Origin of the sequence: Acinetobacter sp. YH12241 (genome assembly GCF_013417535.1) — a bacterium.
GTDB lineage: Bacteria > Pseudomonadota > Gammaproteobacteria > Pseudomonadales > Moraxellaceae > Acinetobacter.
Genome location: NZ_VPDQ01000014.1, coordinates 1 through 25,492 on the forward strand (window position 1 = coordinate 1; position 25,492 = coordinate 25,492).

Annotated in this window: 21 protein-coding genes; 13 read left to right on the top strand and 8 right to left on the bottom strand. The window is 42.2% G+C overall.

From position 1 onward, the window contains the following. Positions 1 to 165 precede the first annotated feature (165 nt). From FTV18_RS09670 to tig, 4 genes are all read right to left on the bottom strand, one after another. Positions 166 to 882, bottom strand: coding sequence for a DUF2846 domain-containing protein (locus tag FTV18_RS09670; protein ID WP_004781989.1), 717 nt, complete (start codon positions 880 to 882; stop codon positions 166 to 168). 167 nt (positions 883 to 1,049) lie between these two features. Next, complete coding sequence (gene clpX / locus FTV18_RS09675) at positions 1,050 to 2,360, bottom strand: ATP-dependent protease ATP-binding subunit ClpX (RefSeq protein ID WP_159124467.1); 1,311 nt, start codon at positions 2,358 to 2,360, stop codon at positions 1,050 to 1,052. A 29-nt stretch (positions 2,361 to 2,389) separates the two neighbouring features. Next, a complete protein-coding gene (gene clpP / locus FTV18_RS09680; protein WP_004781985.1) occupies positions 2,390 to 2,995 on the bottom strand; it encodes an ATP-dependent Clp endopeptidase proteolytic subunit ClpP in 606 nt (201 codons plus the stop codon). Between the two features lie 190 nt (positions 2,996 to 3,185). Beyond that, entirely contained in the window at positions 3,186 to 4,517 is a 1,332-nt protein-coding gene (tig, locus tag FTV18_RS09685) for a trigger factor (protein ID WP_004781984.1), read from the bottom strand. Between the two features lie 502 nt (positions 4,518 to 5,019). On the opposite strand from tig, the gene FTV18_RS09690 reads away from it, so the two are divergent. Further along, on the top strand, positions 5,020 to 7,272 hold the full coding sequence (locus FTV18_RS09690) for a TonB-dependent siderophore receptor (protein ID WP_159124465.1): 2,253 nt from the start codon (positions 5,020 to 5,022) through the stop codon (positions 7,270 to 7,272). Positions 7,273 to 7,540: 268 nt separating this feature from the next. On the opposite strand, the gene FTV18_RS09695 is transcribed toward FTV18_RS09690, so the two are convergent. Beyond that, a protein-coding gene (locus FTV18_RS09695) for an IS4-like element ISAba1 family transposase (protein ID WP_085940648.1) occupies positions 7,541 to 8,631 on the bottom strand; the annotation gives its coding sequence in 2 pieces (ribosomal slippage) (positions 7,541 to 8,091 and positions 8,091 to 8,631; 1,092 coding nt in all). A 242-nt stretch (positions 8,632 to 8,873) separates the two neighbouring features. Here FTV18_RS09695 and FTV18_RS09700 point away from each other — a divergent pair. From FTV18_RS09700 to rdgB, 9 genes are all read left to right on the top strand, one after another. Next, positions 8,874 to 11,129, top strand: a complete 2,256-nt coding sequence (locus FTV18_RS09700) for a catecholate siderophore receptor Fiu (protein ID WP_180017854.1) — start codon at positions 8,874 to 8,876, stop codon at positions 11,127 to 11,129. Between the two features lie 79 nt (positions 11,130 to 11,208). After that, positions 11,209 to 11,892, top strand: coding sequence for a Fe2+-dependent dioxygenase (locus tag FTV18_RS09705; protein WP_034704407.1), 684 nt, complete (start codon positions 11,209 to 11,211; stop codon positions 11,890 to 11,892). Then, positions 11,892 to 12,998: an alpha-hydroxy acid oxidase gene (locus FTV18_RS09710; protein WP_180017852.1), complete on the top strand. Its 1,107-nt coding sequence runs from the start codon at positions 11,892 to 11,894 to the stop codon at positions 12,996 to 12,998. Before FTV18_RS09705 ends, FTV18_RS09710 begins: the two co-directional genes overlap by 1 nt. Positions 12,999 to 13,314: 316 nt before the next feature. After that, a complete protein-coding gene (locus FTV18_RS09715) occupies positions 13,315 to 15,633 on the top strand; it encodes a TonB-dependent siderophore receptor (protein ID WP_180017850.1) in 2,319 nt (772 codons plus the stop codon). A gap of 464 nt (positions 15,634 to 16,097) precedes the next feature. Then, entirely contained in the window at positions 16,098 to 17,795 is a 1,698-nt protein-coding gene (gene leuA / locus FTV18_RS09720) for a 2-isopropylmalate synthase (RefSeq protein ID WP_034704399.1), read from the top strand. Positions 17,796 to 17,907: 112 nt separating this feature from the next. Further along, complete coding sequence (locus FTV18_RS09725; RefSeq protein ID WP_034704397.1) at positions 17,908 to 19,068, top strand: homoserine O-acetyltransferase; 1,161 nt, start codon at positions 17,908 to 17,910, stop codon at positions 19,066 to 19,068. Continuing rightward, positions 19,068 to 19,661, top strand: a complete 594-nt coding sequence (gene metW / locus FTV18_RS09730) for a methionine biosynthesis protein MetW (RefSeq protein ID WP_004781976.1) — start codon at positions 19,068 to 19,070, stop codon at positions 19,659 to 19,661. The genes FTV18_RS09725 and metW overlap by 1 nt, the downstream gene beginning before the upstream one ends. After that, complete coding sequence (locus FTV18_RS09735) at positions 19,658 to 20,248, top strand: tetratricopeptide repeat protein (protein ID WP_218945549.1); 591 nt, start codon at positions 19,658 to 19,660, stop codon at positions 20,246 to 20,248. Before metW ends, FTV18_RS09735 begins: the two co-directional genes overlap by 4 nt. Positions 20,249 to 20,351: 103 nt before the next feature. Next, complete coding sequence (gene rdgB, locus FTV18_RS09740) at positions 20,352 to 20,978, top strand: RdgB/HAM1 family non-canonical purine NTP pyrophosphatase (RefSeq protein ID WP_180017847.1); 627 nt, start codon at positions 20,352 to 20,354, stop codon at positions 20,976 to 20,978. Positions 20,979 to 21,145: 167 nt separating this feature from the next. Here rdgB and FTV18_RS09745 read toward each other — a convergent pair whose 3' ends face one another. Together FTV18_RS09745 and FTV18_RS09750 are read right to left on the bottom strand one after the other, a co-directional pair. Next, entirely contained in the window at positions 21,146 to 22,027 is an 882-nt protein-coding gene (locus FTV18_RS09745; protein ID WP_180017845.1) for a permease, read from the bottom strand. A gap of 113 nt (positions 22,028 to 22,140) precedes the next feature. Further along, entirely contained in the window at positions 22,141 to 22,923 is a 783-nt protein-coding gene (locus FTV18_RS09750; protein WP_180017842.1) for an NRDE family protein, read from the bottom strand. A gap of 93 nt (positions 22,924 to 23,016) precedes the next feature. Between FTV18_RS09750 and lgt the strand changes: the two genes are divergently transcribed. From lgt to FTV18_RS09765, 3 genes are all read left to right on the top strand, one after another. Continuing rightward, on the top strand, positions 23,017 to 23,829 hold the full coding sequence (gene lgt / locus FTV18_RS09755) for a prolipoprotein diacylglyceryl transferase (RefSeq protein WP_180017840.1): 813 nt from the start codon (positions 23,017 to 23,019) through the stop codon (positions 23,827 to 23,829). A gap of 89 nt (positions 23,830 to 23,918) precedes the next feature. Then, positions 23,919 to 24,311, top strand: coding sequence for a hypothetical protein (locus FTV18_RS09760; protein ID WP_180017838.1), 393 nt, complete (start codon positions 23,919 to 23,921; stop codon positions 24,309 to 24,311). After that, entirely contained in the window at positions 24,304 to 24,690 is a 387-nt protein-coding gene (locus FTV18_RS09765; RefSeq protein ID WP_180017837.1) for a hypothetical protein, read from the top strand. The genes FTV18_RS09760 and FTV18_RS09765 overlap by 8 nt, the downstream gene beginning before the upstream one ends. Before the next feature lie 49 nt (positions 24,691 to 24,739). On the opposite strand, the gene FTV18_RS09770 is transcribed toward FTV18_RS09765, so the two are convergent. Then, positions 24,740 to 25,285, bottom strand: a complete 546-nt coding sequence (locus tag FTV18_RS09770; protein ID WP_180017835.1) for a CHAP domain-containing protein — start codon at positions 25,283 to 25,285, stop codon at positions 24,740 to 24,742. Positions 25,286 to 25,492 lie beyond the last annotated feature (207 nt).

The following is a 25,492-nucleotide window of genomic DNA, read 5'->3' on the forward strand; positions in this document are numbered from 1 at the left end:
TAATGGAAAAATCTAAAAGGTATGTTTTACCGAAAAAAAGAAGTAGAAACTACCCACGAGTTGTGAAAGGGAAACCACAGAAATACCCAAAAAAATGCCAGTCAATCTCTTAACTGACTGGCATTACCCTTAATGGGTGCTTTTTTATTGGAATTTTAAAATTAATTACCAGGTTCTTGGATCCCAGAGTTTAAACGGTGTGGTTAACTGTACATCTGTAGATGGATCATATTCAGTTGCCTTAATTTTCTGAGCTTTCTTGCGGATTTTCCCAGTTTCCTGATCCTGTGCAAAAAAGTTAAAACTGTCCGATTTTAACTGGGTAAAAGCAATTTCATTGAGGCCCACACTGCTCGGCATCAGCATCAGAGGCCCCGGAACACTACGACGGGTGCTTAGATTTTCTTCATCATACTTAATAAAATAGGATTGACCCGCTTCTACGGTAAAGTCCAGATATTTAGGTTTCTGGAAGTGCAAAGCACCTAAAGGACGGCTGGTACTCAAGCGATAAGTGCCTGCAGGTAACTCAATCCAGTAATGATGATTATGCAATAAACTCGGAATACGATGCTGATTGATAAACAGACTGGCAGCGACAATTTCCTGACGGTTCCATTTGGAATCCGGGCGGTATAAATAAACAATTGCTGCATCCTCATGCTGAGGTTTAACTGCCTGAAAATGATTGCCCTGTTTCTGGTTGACCCAGCCGCCAATTGTAAACATCCCCACCCGATGCTGTTCGACGAAGCCTGGTTTTTTTTCAAGATCAATATTTTTTAAAGTGCTGAGTGGCTGTGTAGGCTCAACTACGGCTTTTTTACCGTGACAACCCATCAGCGCCAAACTGCCGATGAGCACCATTGCGACTCCACGCATGCTTATCCCTCACTGCGTCTTTATTCTTGTATGCAAGTGCTTTGCGATATATTTTTATAGCTTTCGGCGTCCACGCCTAGATGTTGAGATTAGCATCTGCTTTTATCTTTTGGAAATAAAAAACGTGCGAAAACACGGGGTTTTCGCACGTTTCTGACGAATAGCAATCAAGCAGATTTGCTATTCACCACCTTTAAATCAACTTTTGCCGCTGTTTCTGGCTCATCATATGGTTGACGTTCAGCACGAAATTCTGGTGCAGCTTCACCATTAATGACAGCTTCATTCACCACTACGGTGCCTACATCGCTACGACTTGGCAAGTCATACATGGTTTCTAGCAATGAATTTTCCAGAATTGAACGCAGGCCACGCGCACCAGTATTACGTTCCAGTGCTTTTTTCGCAACCGCACGTAGTGCTGAATCTTCAAAGACCAAGTCCACATTTTCCATCTCAAACAAATGTTTATATTGACGGGTTAATGCATTCTTCGGCTCAGTCAGAATCTGCATTAAAGCTTCTTCATCCAGCTCATCCAAAGTCGCAATCACGGGTAAACGACCAATGAATTCTGGAATCAGACCAAATTTCACTAAGTCAGTCGCTTCAACCTGACGGAACAATTCAGACAGCTTTTTGCTTTCGTCTTTATTACGGACTTCTGCAGTAAAGCCAATACCACCTTTCTCCTGACGCTGCTGTACGATTTTCTCAAGACCTGAGAATGCACCGCCACAGATGAACAGGATATTCGAGGTATCAATCTGAATGAATTCCTGCTGCGGATGCTTACGACCACCTTGTGGTGGAATTGAAGCAACCGTACCTTCGATCATTTTCAGCAAGGCTTGCTGTACGCCTTCACCTGATACATCACGAGTAATGGATGGGTTTTCAGATTTACGGGTAATCTTGTCGATTTCATCGATATAGATAATGCCCTTTTGCGCTTTTTCGACATCGTAATCAGCTTTTTGCAAAAGCTTTTGTACAATGTTTTCAACATCTTCACCCACATAACCCGCTTCAGTTAGGGTTGTTGCATCTGCCATGGCAAATGGAACGTCCAGAAGACGGGCAAGGGTTTGTGCCAGCAAGGTTTTACCTGAACCGGTCGGACCGACCAGCAGGATATTACTTTTGGCAATTTCAACGGAATCATCTGCTTTCTTACCATTGGTCTGTACTTTCAGACGTTTGTAATGGTTGTATACGGCCACAGATAATGTCTTTTTCGCTACGTCCTGACCAATCACATATTGATCGAGCGCCGCACGGATTTCATGCGGTTTCGGTAAAGGACGGTTCGCCCAGTCATTGGTTTCGACCTGTTGACTGGTTTGAACCAAATCTAAGCATACGTCCACACATTCATTACAAATGTATGCGTCCTCGCCTGCAATCAGCTTTCCGACTTCAGACTGCGTTTTACCGCAAAATGAACAATGCTTTTGTCCTTGAGGATGTTCGGACATATTTACTCCAATATCTCAATCTCTAAAACTTATGGACGTTTCGTTAGAACTTCATCCACAAGACCGTATTCTTTCGCTTGCTGAGCAGTCATGAAGTTGTCACGGTCTGTATCGCGTGCCACTTTTTCATAGTCCTGACCGCTATGTTCAGCCATTAAACGGTTTAAACGTTCTTTAATGAACAGAATTTCACGTGCGTGAATTTCAATATCTGATGCCTGGCCTTTGAAACCACCCAAAGGCTGGTGAATCATGACACGTGCATTTTCAAGGCAGTAACGTTTGCCTTTAGTTCCTGCATTGAGCAGGAATGCACCCATTGATGCTGCCTGACCCATACAGTAAGTCACAACATCCGGTTTAATAAACTGCATGGTATCGTAGATCGCCATGCCAGCAGTCACTGAACCACCCGGTGAGTTGATATATAAATGAATATCTTTATCTGGGTTCTCAGCTTCTAAAAACAACATTTGCGCAACGATCAGGTTGGCCATATTGTCTTCAACTTCACCTGTCAGAAAAATTACCCGCTCACGTAAAAGGCGTGAATAAATATCAAAAGAACGCTCACCACGAGAGGATTGTTCTACCACCATTGGCACTAAAGCGTTTTCAATCGTTGGAACATACATAGGTTTATTTATTCCTAAATTTTTGTGACTTAATCCATAATCACAATATGAGGGATAATCAATGAAATTGCAAAATAATCGCGAATAATTCCATCATATTTTTTGCATTAGTTTTGTGAAAATCAGATATGTCAAGAAATTACTAATATGAAAAAAGGCGCACGAAGCGCCTTTTTATGGAAAGCTTGAATTAGCCTTGTTGACGAGCTTGTTGCTCTTTCAATAAGTCTTCATAGCTTACAGTCGCATCAGTCACTTTAGCAGATGACAGAATGTGATCAACAACTTGATCTTCAAGTACAACTGCTTCGATTTGAGCACGTTGTTGCTTGTCATTTTTGAAGTATTCAATCACTTCGTTTGGATCTTCGTAAGAAGAAGCCATGTCTTCGATATAAGCTTCAACGCGCGCTTGATCTACTTCGATTTTCGCATCAGCAAGAATACGGCTTACCAATACGCCAAGTTTAACTGATTTCTCAGCTTGTTCTTTAAACAGGTCATCTGGAAGCATGCTTGAATCAAATGCTTTCGCGCCTTGAGCACCGAACTGTTGAGTGAACTGCTGGATCATTTGTTGACGTTGACGGTCAATTTCCTGAGCAACCATTGCAGATGGAAGTTCAACTTCGTTTGCAGCTACAAGTGCATCGAAAGTTGCGCCTTTAACCTGGTTACGAAGGCCGTTTTTCACTTCACGTTCCATGTTTTTACGAACGTCAGCTTTCAGTTTTTCAACGCCATCTTCTTCAGAAATACCGAAGATTTTCAGGAATTCAGCATCAATTTCTGGAAGTTTTTGTTTTTCAACAAGTTTCACATTGATTTTGAATTGAGCTTGTTTACCAGCAAGGTTTTCAGCTTGGTAATCTTCAGGGAAAGTAACATCGATCACTTTCTCTTCGCCTTTCTTCATACCGATGATGCCATCTTCGAAGCCAGGGATCATACGACCAGAACCTAAAACAAGTTTAAAGTCTTGCGCAGCGCCGCCTTCAAATTTTTCGCCATCAACAGTACCTTCAAAGTCGAAAGTTACTTGCATGTCTTTTTTAGCCATGCCTTTAGTTTCAGCCCAAGAAGCGCGTTGTTTTTGAAGATTTTCAATCATCTTCTCAACGTCTTTATCATTTACTTCAGACGCTTTACGTTCAACTTCCAGACCTTCGAATTTCACTTCAACTTCTGGATAAACTTCAACAGTCGCTTCATAAACTAAAGCATCATCTTTCATTTCAGTTTTTTCGATGTTTGGCATACCAACAGCGTTGATTTTTTCTTGTTGGATTGCTTCGAAAACTGTGTCGCGAATGATGTCGTTGACAACTTCTTGGTAGATACCAGCGCCGTATTCACGACGAACTACGTTTACAGGTACTTTACCTGGACGGAAGCCGTTGATCTTCGCAGTTTTAGCAGTGCGTTTTAAACGAGCTTCAAATTGCTCATTAATACGGCTCGTCGGTACAGAAACATTTAAACGACGGGCAACGCCCGAAACCGCTTCAGAAGTTACTTGCATGGCTTCCTCTATATATTTGGTAATAACAGGTTTATAAAAATGTGCCACATTATATGACAACATTTGCAGATATACAAAACACAATACTTGAATCGTCTTTATTGATGCTGTAATAATCAAATTTATTCAGTCAAATTCATTTTTCTTTGATTAAATATCCCTTCCCTCAAATAAGAGTAGATATATTGATTACTCAAACTGGACAGATCATCTCATTCATCGGCATTTATGGATTTTTATAGGCCTTTTAGTAAACTTTTCTTTATCTTTTCTTCAAAATTTTTAAACTCTAATAATCTCAATAAAAGTAAAGATAATAATCTATTAATCAGATTTAGTTTAAATACATTAACTTAGAAACATTTTGATACACTATAACATCGCTAAAGGCGATTAATATAATTTTTAAAATTGTCATTTTCTATCGAAAAGTAATTCTTAATTTAAATAAGAATTATTATTATTCGCATACATAAATTTTATGCTTTTTTCGGGTTCCCACATGTCGTTTATCAAATCACGTAAAAAACTCGTTTCATCGGCGATTGCCTCTTCCCTCTCGATTGTAACCGTAAATGCTGTGGCTGATGAAAATGTGGTCAAGCTCGAAACTATTCATCAAGAAGTTAAAGCTGAACAGACACCAAGTTTAAAAGTAGATAATTCCGCAAATAAGAAATTTGTTGCACCTTTACTGGATACACCTAAATCTGTATCAGTCATTTCTAAGCAACTGATTGAAGACACTCAAGTCACTACACTTTCTGATGCTTTACGTACTGTACCGGGTATTACCTTGGGTGCGGGTGAAGGCGGCAACCCGAATGGCGACCGTCCATTTATCCGTGGCTATAGCTCTGAAAGCTCAATGTATTTAGATGGTATTCGTAATTCAACCTCACAAAACCGTGAAATGTTTGCCATAGAACAAGTTGAAGTCACCAAAGGTTCTGCTTCTGCTATGGGTGGTGCAGGTACTGTTGGCGGTAGCATCAACATGATTTCTAAAGTGGCCAAAAAAGGTGACTTTTTAGAAGGTACTGTTGCTGGCGGTACAGATGCTTACGCACGTGTGACGCTTGATGGCAACAAAGATTTTGGCAATGGGATTGCTACACGTGTTGCCGTTATGGGCCACATGAATGAGAAAGCAGGTCAATCTGATGGTGCTGAATATAAACGTGCTGGTATTGCCCCTAGTATTACTTTCGGCTTAGACACCCCTACTCGTGCAACTTTAAGTTATTACTATTTAAAATCGGATGATACTCCCGATTCAGGTATACCATATTGGGATGCTGGTTTAGGTAAACCACAAGGTAAACCTGCGGAAGTAAAACAAGGCGTTTATTATGGTTGGAAAGATCGTGACTTCCAAAAACAAGAGAACCAAGCAGGGACAATCAAGTTAGAACATGATTTAACTGACAATCTAACCGTTACAAACACTGCAATGTACAGCAAATCTAAAAATGATTATGTCTGGACAAACCCTGATGATTCTAAAGGCAATGTAGCTAATGGCCAAGTATGGCATCGTCAAAACTCTGCCATCACAGATAGCGATACCTTTACAAATCAATTAGCATTGATAGGTAAATTTGCTACAGGTGCCATTAATCATAGCTTTAATGTTGGTGCTGAATACAGCAAGCAAGAAACTGACAAAGGTGGTTATAACATCATTAACAGTAAAGATGGCAAAGTTTCCTCAACTGGGTTTTACAGCGACTGTAAAGACCTTTCAAGCAATTGGTGTACTTCTCTAAACAATCCAACTCAAAAACCATTTTTAGATCGTCTAGAAGCCCGCCAAGACTTTGATGCCACGGTTGAAAGCACTTCTGTATATTTATTAGATAGTATTGAAATCACACCACAATGGTTACTTGATCTTGGTGTGCGCTGGGACAAGTTTGAAGCTGCACAAAACTTTCGTGCTACATCTTCAGCTGCTGCATATACAGCTAACAATGATTCAGACTTCTTTACATATCAATCAGGTATAACCTTTAAACCTGTTGAAAATGGTTCAATTTATGCAAGTTATGCTACCTCTGCCAGTCCTGTTGGCTTAAATGCTGGTTGGGGAGATAACAGCGAAACCATAAATGCTAATAACCAAATGATCGATCCTGAAGAAGCACAAACTTACGAGTTAGGTACTAAGTGGGACTTATTAAATGATCGTTTGAATTTAACAGCAGCGATCTTCCGTACTGAAAAACAAAATACTCGTGTACAACTTGACCCAACAACTTATGCGAATGTAGGTGAAAGTAAAGTTGATGGTGTTGAATTAGGATTAAATGGTCAAATTACCGATAAATGGGATATTTCGGCAGGTTATACTTATCTTAATAGTGAATTAACAAAAAATGGTAAATCATGCCGTGGTTCAGGTTCAACAGCAACTTGTACAGATAATGCCATTTATAATGGCAACCAAATGCCTAATGTACCTAAACAAGCAGCAACATTATGGACTACCTATAAGATATTGCCGCAATTAACTTTGGGTGGTGGTGCAGTATATTCAGACAAAGTTTATGGTGATGTTGCAAACATCAAATGGGCTCCATCTTATGTACGCTACGATGCTATGGCGCGTTATAACGTTAACAAAAATGTGGATTTACAGTTGAATGTAAATAACCTTTCTGACAAACGTTACTTCACTAAAGCCTATGCTTCTCACTATGCTACTGAAGCAGAAGGCCGTAACGCAGTTCTTTCTCTGAACTTTAAATACTAAGTTTTAGTTTCTTCCCTCATCAAAAAATAGCCTCATTCGTGAGGCTATTTTTATTTTCTGAAAGATATAAAACTTTAAATCTAGATTTAGTTCTATTTACGCACCTTTTGATAAAAAGCTTTAAATAGAAAATAATTACATTTTTTAATCTTAGGTAAAAAACTGAAAAATAAGTTTATTTTGAAATTTTTCTTAATAGAAATCCCAGATTAAAGTTTGAATATTAAACAGTAATTTCATCCATAAATTCCTCTGTACACGACAAATTTCACAGAACCCTTATCCTATCAGGATTCTGCTTTCTTAAAATTGCCAAAATTTCCTTAAACTCTTCTTTTTTCCCAAAACCAATTAAACGCTGAATCGCCATTTGAACATAGTCTAAACCATAGCGAAATAAACTCATTGAGAGTCGTCCATGCTTCTTTATTTTTATCGCTTTTTTTTGATTATGTTGCCATTCACCCGTTAAGTAACACCAACAGAAGCTTATAGCTAACACCGCAATCAATTTTTTCACTCGTCTAGGGTCTGTCAAGCGCGTATTTTCAAGATTAAACCCGCGTCCTTTGAGACAACTGAATAAGGTTTCAATTTCCCAGCGTAATGCATAATCCTGAATAGCATTGGCATTAAACTGAGGAGAAACGACGAGTAAAAGCTCTCCATTTTCTAACTGTAGTGCACTTATATATAGTTTCACCCGACCAACCAAAATCCGTCGTTTACGACATTCAATTTGACCAACTTTAAGATGGCGAAATAAATCACTAATTTTATGATTCTTTCCTAAATGATTGGTGACAATGAAGTTTTTTTAACACGAATGCAGAAGTTGATGTCTTGTTCAATTAACCATGTAAACCACTGCTCACCGATAAACTCTCTGTCTGCGAACACATTCACAATACGGTCTTTACCAAAAATGGCTATAAAGCGTTGAATCAAAGCAATACGCTCTTTCGTATCTGAATTTCCACGTTTATTAAGCAATGTCCAAAGGATAGGTATCGCTATTCCACGATAAACGATTGCGAGCATCAGGATATTAATATTTCGTTTTCCCCATTTCCAATTGGTTCTATCTAAAGTCAGTTGCACTTGGTCGAATGAAAACATATTGAAAATCAACTGAGAAATTTGACGATAATCAAAATACTGACCTGCAAAGAAGCGCTGCATACGTCGATAAAATGATTGTGGTAAACACTTGATGGGCAAGGCTTTAGATGCAGAAGAAAGATTACATGTTTGCTTTAAAATAATCACAAGCATGATGAGCGCAAAGCACTTTAAATGTGACTTGTTCCATTTTAGAGATTTGTTTAAGATAAGATATAACTCATTGAGATGTGTCATAGTATTCGTCGTTAGAAAACAATTATTGTGACATTATTTCAATGAGTTATCTATTTTTGTCGTGTACAGAGCATAAATTCATAAGAATGATTTAATTAAATATTGTTAATGATAATTATTATCACTACAATTCGCAAAATTGTTAAAGGCCATAACAATAACTCCATAATTGCTGCTATTTGATGAACTCGAGCATATCAAGGTGGTAAGGGAAATATTATTCAATTCAGGAATTCTGTCACATGGCGCATATCAAAAGCCGGAAACATCATTACAAGACTTCATTGGTCGCACTTGCTGCAACTTTGCCACTGATCACTCATGCAGATAACATCACCAATGAAGGCGTTATTCAGCTTCCAGAAATTACAGTTAAGAATAAAACTGCAAATGAATATAAAGTAGATCAATTGAGTTCTGCTAAATCTAGCCAAGCTTTAGTAGATACACCTCAGACTGTTTCGATTATCAACAAAAACTTATTAAAAGAACAAGGTGCAACCACCCTGGTTGAAGCCTTACGTAATACGCCAGGAATTACCCTACAACTCGGTGAGAATGGGAATACCAGTGCTGGCGATGCCTTCCAGATGCGCGGCTTTTCAACTCAAAGCTCCACCTATCTGGATGGCATTCGTGACCTCGGCGCTGTAAGTCGTGATGTGTTTAACCTGGAACAGGTGGAAGTCGTAAAAGGCCCTGCGGGTGCCGAAGGTGGGCGTGGTACGGCGTCTGGTTATGTGAATCTGGTCAGCAAATTGCCTCATTTGGAAAACAGTCGTGAAGTCTCTGCCACCTACAATACGGCTGAACATACGCGTCTTGCCACTGACATTAATCAGGCGATCAATGACAGCGTCGCTGTCCGTTTAAATGCAATGGGTCAAGATGGCGGTGTAGAAGGCCGCGACTTTATCCAGAATCAAGGCTGGGCTGTTGCCCCTTCTATCGCCTTTGGTCTGGATAGTGATACTCGCCTGTATCTTTATTCCCAGCATATCCGCCAACGTAACATTCCGGATGGCGGTATTCCAACGATTGGCATGAAAGGTTTCTGGAATGCTGACCCACTGATTGCCAGTGCACCTAAAGTAGACCGTGAAAATTATTATGGCCATACCGATGACCATGAAGATGTTGATGCTGACATGTATACAGCCAAAATCGAAAGTGACTGGTCTGAAAATCTGAAATTTACCAATATTACCCGTCTGGGTAATACCCATATGCAGCGTACTTTGACGGGGATTAATAGCCTTTCAAGAAATGACTCTACCCATCCTCAAGACTGGACAGTAAGCCGTTCACGCCAGGGTGTCGATCAGGAAAATAAAATTCTGGCCAATCAGAGCACGGTAAACTGGAATGTCAAAACCGGTTCAGTGGAGCATGATATGGTCGCTGGTATAGAACTATTAAAAGAGCAGCAACATTCCAGAACACTGGCCACACAAATGCCAGGGCAACCTACTAACACTACACCACCCGCGAATCTATATCATCCTGACCGTCACCAGAATCTGCCTGATCCTGTGTATACGGGCGCTTATTCGGATGGTGAAACCCAGACGGCAGCTGCTTATCTTTTCGATACGCTCAAGTTTGGTGAACGTTTTCAACTTAATGGTGGCGTCCGTGTCGATTATTACGATACTAATTACGATGCGCTGGGTTACTCAACCGACAGTACGACACTAGCAGTGACTGAAACCAAAACAGATTTAAAAGCCCATGACACTTTATTCAGCTGGAAGCTCGGTGGTTTATATAAGCCAACTGCCTACAGCAGTGTCTATGCATCTTATGCCAAATCCCTGACACCGCCGGGTAGCAGTAACTTTAGCCTTTCATCCACAGGAATAAACAGCTCAGCCGCAGACCCTCAAGAAACTCATCATTATGAAATTGGCACCAAATGGGATCTGCTAGAGAGTGATCTGGCTTTAAATGCTGCTGCATACTACACCGAAAATGAAAACCAGTTTACCCAAGATCCGATTACCCGCGAGTCTGTTCAGGAAGGTAAAACTACAGTTAAAGGAATCGAATTGGGTGCTGTCGGTAAAATTACTGATACCTGGAATATTTCAGCAGGTGTAGCCCATATGAAAACCAAGCAAAAAGACCAGTTCAGTGTCAACTCCAACACGGGTGTAGTGACCCAGACTAATAGTGTACGCTGGTCACCTGAATGGACCGCTTCACTATGGACGACCTATAACATTGCCGGTTTAAAACTAGGCTTGGGGGCACGTTATGTGGATGAGCAAAAACGTGTGATTACCGACAGTACTGCAGCAGCGAATATGCCAAGCATTCCAAGCTATGTGGTGTTTGATGCCATGGCCGGTTATACCTTTAATGACCAGACTTCTTTAAACCTGAATGTTTATAATCTGGCAGATAAAGAGTACATCAGCACGTTGAATAATGGAGGTGGCCGTGTGATCTTGGGTCAACCACGTTCAGCAGCTTTAACCCTGAACTATAAATTTTAATTCAGCTTTTATCTCTATCTATCAATATCGTGTATTCTCTTGAATGCACGATATTTTCAATTGCAGGAATGCTTTTAAAATGATGTTACATATCCCGGCAGTATTAAGTAAAGCACAAGTTGCCGAACTGAGACAGCAATTGGATCGCTCAGAACACTGGATGAATGGGCAACTCAGCGCCGGGAGTCAGGCACAGAAAATCAAAAAGAACCTGCAGCTGGATTCTTCTTCTGTCCTGTATCAGCAGATTAGCCCTATCATTTTACAAGCGCTTAAAAGTCATCATTTAATTACCTCTGCTGCCCTACCGAAACATATCCTGCCGCCCCTGTTTAACTGCTATCAGGATTCTGGCACCTATGGCAATCATGTCGATAATGCCATTCATTACTCTCCTCTACTCGGACAGGCCATTCGTACCGATGTGTCACTGACTTTATTCTTATCTGAAATCGATGAATATGAAGGTGGTGAGCTGGTCGTTGAAGACCAGTATGGCTGCCATGAAGTCAAGCTGGATGCGGGTGATGTGATTGTTTATCCATCGACCAGCCTGCATCGGGTTGAACCAGTAACTCAAGGCAAACGTATTGCTGCCGTAACCTGGATTCAAAGTATGATCCGTGAAGATGCTAAACGCAGTATGTTGTTTGATCTGGACATGACCATTATCAAACTACGCCAGCAGATTGGCGATACTGAAGAAGTCCTACAACTGACCCATCATTATCACAACCTGATTCGTCAATGGGGTGATTTATAATGTCACGTGAACCAATGGCGCCATTAACCCAGATCCCGGCCTACCTACAAACCATCGCCGATTATGAGGTCGAAGCAGAAAAACATCTCTCCAGTATGGTCTGGAACTATCTGCAAGGTGGCTCCATGGATGAAGTCAGTGTCCGGGATAACTTACAGCAATTTCAGGATATTCAGCTTCTGCCGCGTATGCTGAAAGATCTGACCCAAGGCAGTACTGAACTTGAAATGTTCGGACAAAAATTTCCGCATCCAATTTTTCTAGCACCGATTGGACATCAGCAGCAGTTTCATCCTGAAGCCGAAGCCGCTTCTGCCCTCGCCGCAGAAGTGATGGGTAGTAATATGATTCTCAGTACGTTTACCAATACCGATATGCGCGCATTGAAACAGGACAATCCACGCAAATGGTTTCAGCTGTATTGGCAAGGGAATCGGGAAAAATCTTTAGCTTTGGTAAAAATGGCTGAAGCACACAATTATATGGCGCTGGTAATTACCGTGGATTCACCGCATACTGGCATCCGCGATCGTGAACGTCGTGCTTTCTTTCATTTACCGGAAGGCATGCAACATCCGCATACACCTACCCATATTCCCCTACCAGAATTAAAGGAAGGTGATCATCCTGTCTTTAACGGACTAATGAAAATTGCCCCAACTTGGGAAGACATAGTCTGGATCGTACAGCAAACCCATTTACCCGTGATTCTAAAAGGAATCGTACATCCTCAGGATGCCCAGCAGGCGATTCAGCATGGGGTAAAAGGTCTGATTATTTCCAATCATGGCGGTCGTGTGCTGGATACCTGCATTTCTCCTCTCATTGCCTTGCAACTGATTAAAAAGGTGGTGCCAGCAGATTTTCCTCTGCTCTATGATGGTGGCATCCGTCGTGGATCGGATGTATTCAAGGCTATTGCCTTAGGTGCTTCTGCTGTCCTGATTGGCCGTCCTTATATTTATGGTCTGGCGACTGCCGGAGCTTTGGGCGTAGCGCATGTGATCAAAATCCTGAAAGAAGAATTTGAGATTACCATGGCCTTAATGGGAACAGCGACCGTGGCAGATATTCAACCGAGCTGTCTATTTAGGGGAATTGATTAATTAGGATTTAATTGAAAATAAAAATGAAAAATAAATTATTTAAATATCTTACCCTTAACTCCTTGAAGCGTCTTTAAAGGCAATTCAACATAGCTTTATCTATCAATAGCTATTATCAATAAAAACCAAATAAGATCCATATTTAATCAATCTATATTAAAAACATGGTTTTAATTCTCAGTTCGCACTCTAGTCTATCTATTTTTTAAATTGATTAAATTTTGTTCATTGCCAATATCAATGCAAGAAGGATAGCAACGATAACAATAATAATTATTATTTGCGAATCCAAACTTAAAAATAAAAAAGAATGATTATGAGCTATATAAAATCTCGTAAAAAAATAGTTTCTTCAGCCATCGTTTCTTCCCTTTCTTTTGCATCTGCACACACGATTGCACAGGAAAATGTGGTGCAGCTTGAGACCATTCATCAGGAAGTACAAGCTGAACCCGTGCCGGGTCTAAAAGTCGATCAGTCAGCCAATAGCAAGTTTGTTGCGCCACTCCTGGACACGCCAAAGTCTGTGGTCGTGATTCCCCAACAACTGATTGAAGATACGCAGGTCACTACCTTAGCTGATGCTTTGCGTACCGTACCAGGTATTACTTTAGGCGCAGGTGAAGGCGGCAATCCGAATGGGGACCGGCCTTTTATTCGAGGCTATAACTCGGAAAGTTCGATGTACGTCGATGGCGTGCGAAATTCGACTTCACAAAACCGGGAAATGTTTGCCATTGAGCAGGTCGAAGTTACCAAAGGTTCTGCTTCTGCCATGGGCGGTGCGGGCACTACGGGTGGCAGTATTAATATGATCTCCAAAGTGGCGAAAAAGGGAGATGCGCTGGAAGGCTCTGTTACGGGTGGTACAGATATGTATGCACGTATCACTCTGGATGCTAACAAGGACTTCGGCAATGGCATGGCGGCTCGTATCGCGGTCATGGGCCACCAGAATGAAAAAGCGGGTCAACATGACGGTGCTGAATATAAACGTGCTGGTATTGCACCCAGCTTCAGTTTTGGCCTGGACAGCGCAACGCGTGGAACTTTAAGTTATTACTATTTGAAAACTGATGATATTCCAGACTCCGGCGTTCCCTATAATAATCCATTTGGAGCCACCAATGCCAATGTCGCTTTAAATGGTAATGGGAAACCAATTGATGTCAAAGCTGGTCAATACTATGGCTGGAAAGATCGTGATTTCCAGAAACAGGAAAACCAGATTGGTACTTTAAAATTAGAACATGACCTGAATGACAATCTAACCCTGAGTAATACGGCGGTCTTTAACCGCTCTAAAAATGACTACCTCTGGACCAACCCCGATGATTCACGCGGGAACTTCATTTTGAATGGCAATGTCTGGGCACGGGCCAATTCACGTATCGCAAATACCGATACCTTTACTGACCTACTGGCTTTAACAAGCAAATTTGATACTGGTGCTATTCAACACAGCTTTAACCTGGGTGCAGAATATTCAGATCAGGATACCGAACGTACCCAATATATTATTAATGGTCTGAATGCTACTGGAAGCTCTTTTGCGGCCTGTGGTACTCCTGCCAATGTGGCCTTAGGCTGGTGTACTTCTGTAGACAATCCAGACCGGGGTGCGTGGACGGGGACACTTAATACAGATGGTGCGGACCGTTATGATATCGAGACCAAATCAAAATCGATCTACTTACTGGACAGTATCGAATTGCATCCGCAATGGATTCTGGATCTGGGTATACGTTGGGATGATTACAAAACTCAGCAAACCTTGACCTATGGACGATTCAATAATGCGGTGACAGGTGCAAACAATACACCGATTACCGCCGTTCCAGGTGATCAGCTGACCCTCGAAAATGAAGAAGACTTTTTTAATTATCAGGCGGGTCTGGTCTTTAAGCCAAGAGAAAATGGCAGTATTTATATCAGCTATGCCACTTCCTCAAATCCGGTTGGCATCGATGGCGGTGATGGCTCTGAAAGTATTAGCGCAGCTATTGAAAATCTAAAAGCTGAAAAAGTCCGCACCATGGAACTGGGAACTAAATGGGATCTTCTGGAAGATAAACTGAATCTGACGGCAGCCATTTTCCGTACTGAAAAAACCAATACCCGCTCCACCGATGCTGATGGCAGTACCCGTAATATCGGTGAGACCCGTGTCGATGGGATTGAGCTGGGTATCAATGGAAATATTACTGAGAAATGGGCAATTTCCGCAGGCTATACCTATTTGGATAGTGAACTGATTGATGGTGGCTTTGAAAATATTGGAACTACGGCCGAACCAGTTTATGTTCCAAGCACAAACAATGGCAATCAGGTTCAGAACGTAGCAGAAAACAGTGCAACTCTATGGATGACCTATCAGGTCATACCTCAACTAACATTGGGTACCGGTGCTGTGGCAATGGATAAAGTTTATGGCAATGCCGCCAATACCAAATTTGTTCCCGGTTATGTGCGTTACGATGCCATGGCACGTTATCAGGTGAACCCCAATGTGGATCTACAGCTAAATATCAATAACCTGTCCGATACACGTTATTTTAGCAAAGCCTATTCTTCCCACTATGCTACAGAAGCAGAAGGCATCAGTGCCGTTTTAGGCCTGCATTTTAAATACTGATCTGAGCAATCTTCATGATATTAAGGGCTAGTCTGGATTCATCAAACTAGCCTTTATTTTTTGATATGAAAGATTTCATGCATACATTGCTTAAGAACTTCCAACAAAGCTATTATATAAAGAAATATTTTAGCCTTATCACTTAATTACAGGAAAATCCAACAAAATTAAAATAGATTATAGAAATATTTTTCCAATTAATAACTTTATAAGAAAATCTTTTTTAAGATACGACTAAAATCCATAGAAAAAGCAAAAACTTTTCACGTTTTCTGGACTAAAATTTAATTATAGGTTCACCATGCAGGTGTCTGGTTGATCCTGATGATCAAAACTTAAAAAATACAGGATTGATCTAATTTATCCTCACCTGCATGTAAACGAATATATAGACAAAATCTATGCTGTAGACCGAGCAACTGCTACACCAAGCAAGTATGCCAGGCTACCTAAGGAGCTCTCTCATGATGTTGGCTGATCCAAGTAAAAAATACCGTCGCATGTATCAACGTGTGGACTTACCAGACCGTCAATGGCCGAATAATGAAATTACTAAAGCGCCAATCTGGATGAGTACTGACCTGCGTGATGGTAACCAGGCGATCTTCGAGCCAATGAACATTGAGCAGAAGTTCAAAATGTTCCAGATGTTGGTAAAAATCGGTTTCAAACATATTGAAATCGGCTTCCCGTCTGCCTCTCAAATTGATTTCGACTTCACTCGTAAATTGATCGAAGAAGGTCATATTCCGGATGACGTCTACATCGAAGTATTGGTTCAGGCACGTGACCATTTAATCGCACGTACTTTTGAATCTTTACAAGGTGCGAAACGCGCAATCGTGCATATCTACAACTCTAACTCTCCAACCTTCCGTCAAAAAGTGTTGAACGTAGACGTTGAAGGTGCAAAACAGTTAGCGATCAATGCAGCGCAAAAAGTGAAAGAATACGCAGCAAAACAGCCTGAAACTGAATTTGTCTTCCAGTACAGTCCTGAATGTTTCTCTGCAACTGAATTAGAAGTTGCCAAAGATGTCTGCGACGCTGTGACTGAAATCTGGGAAGCATCTCCAGAAAACAAAGTGATCTTGAACTTGCCAGCCACTGTCGAAGTCTCTACACCAAACGTATATGCCGATCAGGTGGAATGGATGCACCGTAACATCGAGCGTCGTGACGGCGTGATCATTTCAGTTCACTGCCATAATGACCGTGGCTGTGGGATCGCAGCGTCTGAATTAGCAATTATGGCCGGTGCTGACCGTGTTGAAGGTTGTGTATTCGGTAATGGTGAGCGTACCGGTAACGTGGACGTAGCGGCAATTGCCTTGAACATGTATACCCAGGGTGTTGCACCAAACTTGGATTTCTCGAATATCAACGAAATCATTGCAACTGTTGAAGAATGTACGGGCTTGCCAGTCCACCCACGTCATCCATATGCGGGTGACTTGGTGTTCACAGCATTCTCTGGTTCACACCAGGATGCCATCAAAAAAGGTTTCGAATTCCAGAAAAACGAAGAAATCTGGGATATGCCGTACTTGCCGATCGATCCGAAAGACTTGGGCCGTGACTATGACGCTGTCATTCGCGTGAACTCACAGTCTGGTAAAGGCGGTATCGCTTACTTATTAGAATCGAACTACAACGTGACCTTGCCACGTCGTTTACAGATCGAATTCTCGCAAATCGTGCAGCAAAAAACTGATGAAGATGGTACTGAGATTTCAGCACAAGCGATCTGGAGCTTGTTCAAAGAGACGTATGTTGCCGCGAAAGATGCGCATTACTCTGCCAAAAACTACAAATTGTCAGATGAAAATGGCAATCAGGTGATTGAGCTGGATATTGAAGTCAATGGCGAAACCCAGCACTTGCGTGGTGAAGGTAACGGGCCGATCTCTGCGATCTTGGATGCATTACAATTGCCGATTGATGTCTTGAACTATGAAGAACGTAGCATCAGTTCAGGTGCACATGCCAAAGCCTTGGCATTGGTTGAACTTCAAGTAAAAGGCACAGGTAAATCTGCCTTTGGTGCGGGCGTGCATGACAACATCGTGACCTCTTCAATTGAAGCGATTATTGCATGTACCAACCGTCTGATCGACCAGGATGTGTTAAGCACTGAACAGGTGATTGCTGCTGCCGTCTAAACCCGGTATTTGAATTAGCGATAATTCATAGCATTAAAAAGACTTTAGAAGGATACCTGCAAATGGTATCCTTTTATTTATTCATACTAAAGATTTAAGGCGAATCATTCCCGTGTCTTTTCCAGCTGACTCAGTGGGCCTTGTTGTCCCACAAAAGTTCCAATTCGAACAGCCGTTAGAGCTTGAATGCGGTCGCATCCTCCCACGTTTTGAACTGATGGTAGAAACTTATGGCGAACTGAATGCCGATAAGTCCAATGCCATTTTGATCTGCCATGCCCTGTCTGGCCATCATCATGCTGCAGGTTATCATCATGAAGATGATAAAAAACCAGGCTGGTGGGATGCCTGTATTGGCCCGGGCAAGGCAATCGATACCAATAAATTCTTTGTGGTGGCGCTGAATAATATCGGCGGTTGTAATGGTTCTACTGGTCCTACCTCTCCTAATCCCGAAAATGATAACCGCCCATATGGTCCAGACTTTCCGCTGGTCACTGTGCGTGACTGGGTGAAAACTCAGGCGATGCTGTCTGACCGTCTGGGGATTGATGTGTGGTATTCCATCATTGGCGGCTCACTCGGGGGCATGCAGGCCTTGCAATGGTCGGTAGATTATCCGGACCGTCTGCAAAAATGTGTGATTATTGCCAGCGCACCAAAACTGTCTGCACAAAATATTGCCTTTAACGAAGTCGCGCGTCAGTCGATTCTGTCTGATCCAGACTTCCATCATGGCCGTTATCTGGAAAATGACAGCTATCCAAAACGTGGCCTGATTCTGGCGCGTATGGTCGGTCATATCACCTACCTGTCTGAAGAAGCCATGAAACAGAAATTTGGCCGTGATCTGAAATCCGGCAAGTTTATGTATGGTTTCGATGTCGAATTCCAGGTCGAAAGTTATTTGCGTTATCAGGGTGAACAGTTTAGCCGTAACTTTGATGCCAATACTTATCTGATCATGACCAAGGCACTGGATTATTTTGATCCTTCACGTGAATATCAGCAGTCACTGGTCAAAGCGATGGCACAAACCAAATGTAAGTTCCTGGTGGTTTCTTTCACAACTGACTGGCGTTTCTCGCCTTCACGTTCTGTTGAAATCGTGGATGCCCTCATTACTAATCATAAGCCGGTCAGCTATGTCGATATTGATGCTGAACAAGGCCATGATTCCTTCCTGTTCCCGATTCCTCTGTATGTAAAATCCTTGCGCGCCTTCCTGGGCGGTGAAGAACATCTGCGATCAACACCGAAGGAGGCTGTGTAATGCGTATTGACCAACAACTTGCTGAGAAATGGATCAAGCCCGGTTCACGTATCCTCGACCTCGGTTGTGGTGATGGCGAACTGCTGGCCCATATGAGCAAAAAGCACAATATTCGTGCATATGGATTAGAAATTGATCAAGAAAAGATTGCAATTGCGATCAGTCGCGGGTTAAATATCATCCAGCAGGACTTAAACCTCGGTTTAAGCCGTTTTGCTGATCAGTCTTTTGACTATGTGGTGATGGCACAAGCTTTGCAAGCTGTAGATGCACCAGACGTATTATTGCGTGACATGGTGCGTGTAGGGAAACAGGCCATTATTACCTTTCCAAACTTTGCGCACTGGAAGACTCGTTCTTTCTTGGCATTAAAAGGGAAAATGCCGGTTTCGGAAGCCTTACCCTATATGTGGTATAACACCCCGAATATTCACCTATGTACCTTCCGTGACTTTGAAGCATTATGCGCGGAAAACAACATAAAAATTATTAATCGACTCGCTGTGAATGGGAATCAAGAAGATAGTTTGCTTAGCAAACATCTCCCAAATCTGTTTGGTGAAGTCGCAATTTATCGAGTGAGCGCTCTATGAAAAAATTATTATTAAGTACGACGCTACTGGCTGGACTTTTTGGCATGCAGGCCCATGCCGATTACGTTGCACCAACGCCTTCTGTGGCCAGCCAAGCAGCGCAATATTCAGTAATGGACATTCATAGTCTGACTAAAGCAGCTAAAGCGGGTCAGCCTGGTGCACAATTTTATTTAGCAACCAAATATCAATATGGCAAAGACGTCCAGAAAGATGAACGTCAGGCCTTTGCATGGTACAAAGCTGCTGCCGACCAAGGTCTGGCAGTGGCTCAACTGAATGTTGGCCGTATGCTGGCAGATGGTATTGGTACCAAAAAAGATGAAACACTGGCTCGCCAGTACTTCGAAAAAGCAGCCAGCCGTGGTGATAACCGTGCCAGCTTCAATCTGGCCATGATGGAAGAAAAGAAGAAAAACTACATGGGTGCTTACCAGTGGTATGAACTCTCTACCCGCGATGGCATGCTGGACAATAAAGTGATTACTTTATCTGAAGGTAAGAAAACTGCATTGGCAGCTAACTTAACCCAAGAACAGATCCGTCAAGCACGTGATCGTGCAGACCGTTGGATTCAGGCACAATAAGCTGGATCTGCAAAAGAGCGCCTTCGGGTGCTTTTTTTATGGCCTAAAAACTGCAGCAAGTTGCTACACTACATATATGTAATTTGAAAGATGAGTAATTGATATGGCTTCAACTGACTGGTTATCCCAAGGCACACTGGTACTGGCAAGTAATAATAAAGGCAAGATTGCAGAATTTGAAAAGATGTTTGCAGAACTCAAACTTCCAGTTGAAGTTATTCCTCAAGGTCAGCTGAACATCGAAGATGCGATTGAAGATGGTTTGAGCTTTGTTGAAAATGCCATTATCAAGGCACGTCATGCCTCTAAAATTTCGGGTAAACCAGCCATTGCCGACGACTCAGGAATTTGTGTACCAGTTCTGGGCGGTGCACCTGGGATCTACTCGGCTCGTTATGCGGGTGAACATGGTGATGATGCTGCGAACAATGAAAAATTACTGACTGACCTGAAACCACTGCGTCAAGAGGGTGAAGTGATTGAAGGGATGTTTGTGTGTGTACTGGCCTTGGTTCAACATGCCGAAGACCCATTACCACAAATCTTCCAGGGCATCTGGAAAGGTGAGATCTTGGAAGCAGCCCGCGGTGAAAATGGCTTTGGTTATGATCCATTGTTCTGGTTACCAGAACTAGGAATTTCCAGCGCAGAAATGAGCAAGGAAGAGAAAAATAAAATTAGTCACCGTGGGCAGGCCATGCAGCTATTTAAAGCGAGTTTGGAAAAATAAATCTAATTCCTAAAAGGAGTCCTCCCTCCTTTTAGGAGGGAGTTAGAGGGAGGGCATTCCCTCACCCTTGGGGAGAAGAAGCCCCTCCCTTTTTCAAAGGGAGGTTGGGAGGGATTTAAATAGTAAATTACCTCTCCCTAACCCTCTCCTACAAGGAGAGGGAACTTTCATAACGTTGGCACCAACACATTTACCACCACTCCATATACTCCAATCAATATTGCACTCGCAATCGTTCCCGAAGCAATATATTTGGCTGAATGCCCTGTGCCTTGATAATGGGTTTCCAGTGCCACAATATTCGCGGCGGGTGGAAGCAGGAAATACATCATCATCACAGCATAGATCAGGGCTTGATGTGGAATCGGTAATAAGAAATAAGCCCCTGCTGCCAGACCTAGAGCCAGCACAAAACGACCGCTGATCAAGATCAAACTACGTTTTAAATCACTCAGTTGAATCCTGACTTTACTCAACCACATTCCCAGAATACACATACCGGCAAAAGTCACTAGAAACTTGTTCGTGGCATAGCCCCATTGAATCAGCGGATGCGCTTCATAGGTAGTAAAATCCCAGAAGGACAAAATCGCTGCAATAGAAAGCGCAATCACTGGCGGGGATTTCAACATATTTTTAATAATGAATTGAGGAGCCTGTTTTTCAGCACTGACTGCCACTACTGCACTGACATTGCCAAATAAAGAACCGCCAATATAAAGAGCAACAATAGTATTTAAGGCATCCGGACCAAATACAGCTAAGGCAAAAGGAAAGCCAAGCCAGACCCCATTTAAATAACTAAAACATAATGCCCGCAACTTATCTTTGGAGAAAAGAAAGAACAGGCCAAACAGAAACAGCGAGCTAAAGATACTAAAACCGATCAACCAAAGACTGCCCGGCTTATAAAACACCATGTTGTAAATGACAATCAAGGGAATCAAAAGACGTGCCAGCAAGGCCGCCATAAATGGACGGATCGACTTTAAATAATGGACGCCCCAGAATCCAATCAGAAATGAAATAAGCGGAAGGAGCAGTGCCATAGGAGAGCTGAAAATTGCGTAGATAGATGGGCTTTATCCTAGCACACCTATCTACATTCAGAGTTCACTGTTTAAACTAAGCTTTTTATCAAGATCATCATGAATACTATTATTTATACAATGATCTGAATGACTTTTTCTACGATCTGTCCTGCACTATCTCCCTGCTGGGACTTTTCCAGCCATTGCCAATGCTGCTGATGCAATCTTAGAAAATTGGAACAACGTGTGCCGTAGACCGGACTTTGAATAAATGTAGATGATAGGAGTTCTTCCATCTCCTCGTTAATTCCGGTTTTGGGCAATAGTGCCGGAATCACTTTACGCTCATCTTCCAGAATATCCCAGGCAGCATGATATATATCCGCTTGTGGAATGTTGTTCTGTTGAAGCATCGGCAGAAGCTCCTGAGTAAAGCGCTTGCGCAAATGCCTGGTCTTTTGCCAGTCTTCGCTCATTAGGCCATTTGAGACTACATATACCCCATGTGCCAGTACTTGTGGCGCCTCACCACGATTACTCATATAGACGGCTTGATCACGATCACCGACAAACAGGTTAAAGCCCGCATAATCACATTGACGTTTTTCCAACTCTTGAGCAAACCGGATAGGTTTCAATTCAGATTCCAGAAAATGCTGAATGATATGTCCACGTGAAGTTGGGTAGTTATTCTTGTCATTACCATCCCTGAAATTGGTAATCACTGCCCATCGTCCTGAAGCAGTTATACCCATCCAGGTACCACCAGACTGCAGATCCTGCCCGGCAATAATCGGACTGTTCTCCCATTCATATAATGCCTGTGTTGGACGTTGATAGAACTCATCACGATTTGAAATCAGACATAATGGCGTTTCATCCAGAACTCGCCAAGCCAGTGCCACAATACACATAATTGATGCTCTCGATCTTTACACATTGAATGTACAACATTTTTCTTCGCTTTCAGCTAAAATCTGTGCAAAACAGAATCACAAGGAACAGGAATGCTCACCTATCCAAACATAGATCCCGTTGCAATTTCGCTCGGGCCTTTGCAAGTCCACTGGTATGGACTGATGTATCTCTTGGCTTTTTTATTTGCCTGGGGACTGGCGACTTATCGCGCTAAACAACGCGGCTGGACACCAGATATGGTCTCGGATCTGATTTTCTTTGGGGCTTTGGGTGTGATCATCGGCGGCCGGGTTGGTTATGTTTTATTCTACGGTTTTTCTCAGTTTTTGGAAAATCCACTCTGGCTGTTCCAGATCTGGACCGGTGGCATGAGTTTCCACGGCGGTTTCCTCGGCGTAATCGTAGCGATGTTGTGGTGGTGCAAGAAATATAAGATGGCCTGGTTCCAGACACTGGACTTTATTGCGCCCTGCGTTCCGACAGGCCTGATGTTTGGCCGGATCGGTAACTTTATTGGTGGTGAACTCTATGGCCGTCAGGTGACTGATCCAAATTTTGCCTTCGGCATGATTTTCCCAACCGATCCGCTGCAACTAGTACGTCATCCCTCACAGCTGTATCAGGCGCTCTGTGAAGGCCTGATTCTGTTTATCGTACTATGGTGGTTCAGTAGCAAACCACGTCCACGTATGGCAGTTTCTGCGGTATTCCTGACCGGCTATGGTCTGGCCCGTTTTATTGTCGAGTTCTTCCGTGAACCGGATAATGGTCAGCTATTTATTGGTTGGATGAGTAAAGGACAATTCCTGAGCCTGCCAATGATCCTGATTGGTCTGTGGATGTTGTGGTACGCTTATCAGAAGAAAATTTATGACTGGGGTCCACAGAAAAATAACGGATAATTTTGCTAAATATTGCGAGGCATCTGCCTCGCTTTTTTATATTTAAAATATGCTAAAGTGCTTTTTATCTTTTCTGCTCCTACATCATCATGCTTGAGTTCTGGTTTAATCCGCAGGTGTCGATCCTGAAAAAACTGCTGTTCTTTGTTGTGATTGCTGCAATTGCCGTAGGCCTGTACTGGATGGAACCTTTGCCTTTAGATGCCATCCTGATGTTTGCTGGTACCGGAATTATTTTCCTGATTTGTCGTTACTGTAAAATTCATTTCGCAGCAAAAAATCCGACTGGCCTGTTCTATCGTGTCCTGACCTGGATTCCAATTGCCTTATTAATCAGCCTGATTTTTATGAACATGAAACAGGGTGAAATCTTGCTGCCGGGCGCTCAAGGGATTGCTTTTATGGCTTTGGCGATCTGTCTGTTTTCGCCCCTGTCTTTGCTTAATCAGAACAAGTCGAATTCAGGTTCACCACATGCTTGAGTTCTGGTACTCCGAACGCTGCAACCGTCAGCTTAAGCTCATCATTATTATTGCGGTATGTATCGTAATTTACATAGCATCGACTGTAGCGGAACTGGGTCCGATATTTGTTGGGATAAGTCTGGCGATTGGAATGCTGATGCACGTCTTGCGTGAATTCAGATTAAAGCTTTCTCCTGAAAATCCTTATGCAGAAGGTTTTCGTGCTTTAACAACAGCGATTCCGATTGTGGTAGTAATTAGCCTGATCGGTTATTTACCTAAAACGGGTGAGATCTGGGAAACTATAGCGCTAGGTCTACAATGCTTGGGTTTTGTGGCGATTGGACTGTTTATGGTGTCGATTTATAATAAACGTGCGAAACGCTTCGAAGATTGAACCATTTCGCGACTTTCATTTTTAAGTTCTGAAATTTTTAGCGTCTGATTTAAAGATATGAATCCAGACGGTAATACGTGTATTTCACATCGGAATTACGATAGACCGCATAGCCATTCTGTTTAAAATCAGAAACCCAGGCTGAACCAGAATATGCTGCAATATGACCATACTGATGCTGTGAAGTCCGGTCGATAATATAGATATCACCTTTTTTCGGACGGTCAAAAGACAGGTTGATTTTTCGATAGCCCAATTGCTGCAGAGTATTGCCCCAGTCAGCTGCGGCGACAGGATGATTCACAATTTTTGCGCCTGAAGACTGCAATCCGACGCGGATACTGCGTGCACATTTCTGTGTACTGGTGCTGCGAGTAATACCTTGCAGGTAGCTGGTGAATTTTTCAATATCGAAACGCTGGCCGTTCATCGCACTAAAAGTCTTGCGAGATTCAGAGTTTTTGTTACGAGCTGACGCTGAGGTATAGCGCTGAGGCTGACGTTTGGAATTTTGTCCCGATTGGGAACGAATTATGACGTTCGCTTGAACAGGAGCATGCACTTCGCTCATATTCACTTGATGATCATAAATCATATTGGACCAAGTACTCCTCGCCTGTAAGTTTGGCTTTCAAATCTTCAACACGCGGTGAATACTAGACGGTTAAATGTTACTTTTCACGTTAAAAATGTAAATATATTTTTCCGCATTTGTTTAATTTTACTTAACTTGTTATTTCTTTTAGATTTATAAAATTTACAATTTTCACAAAAAAGTTATAAATTCACTACTTTTCAAATT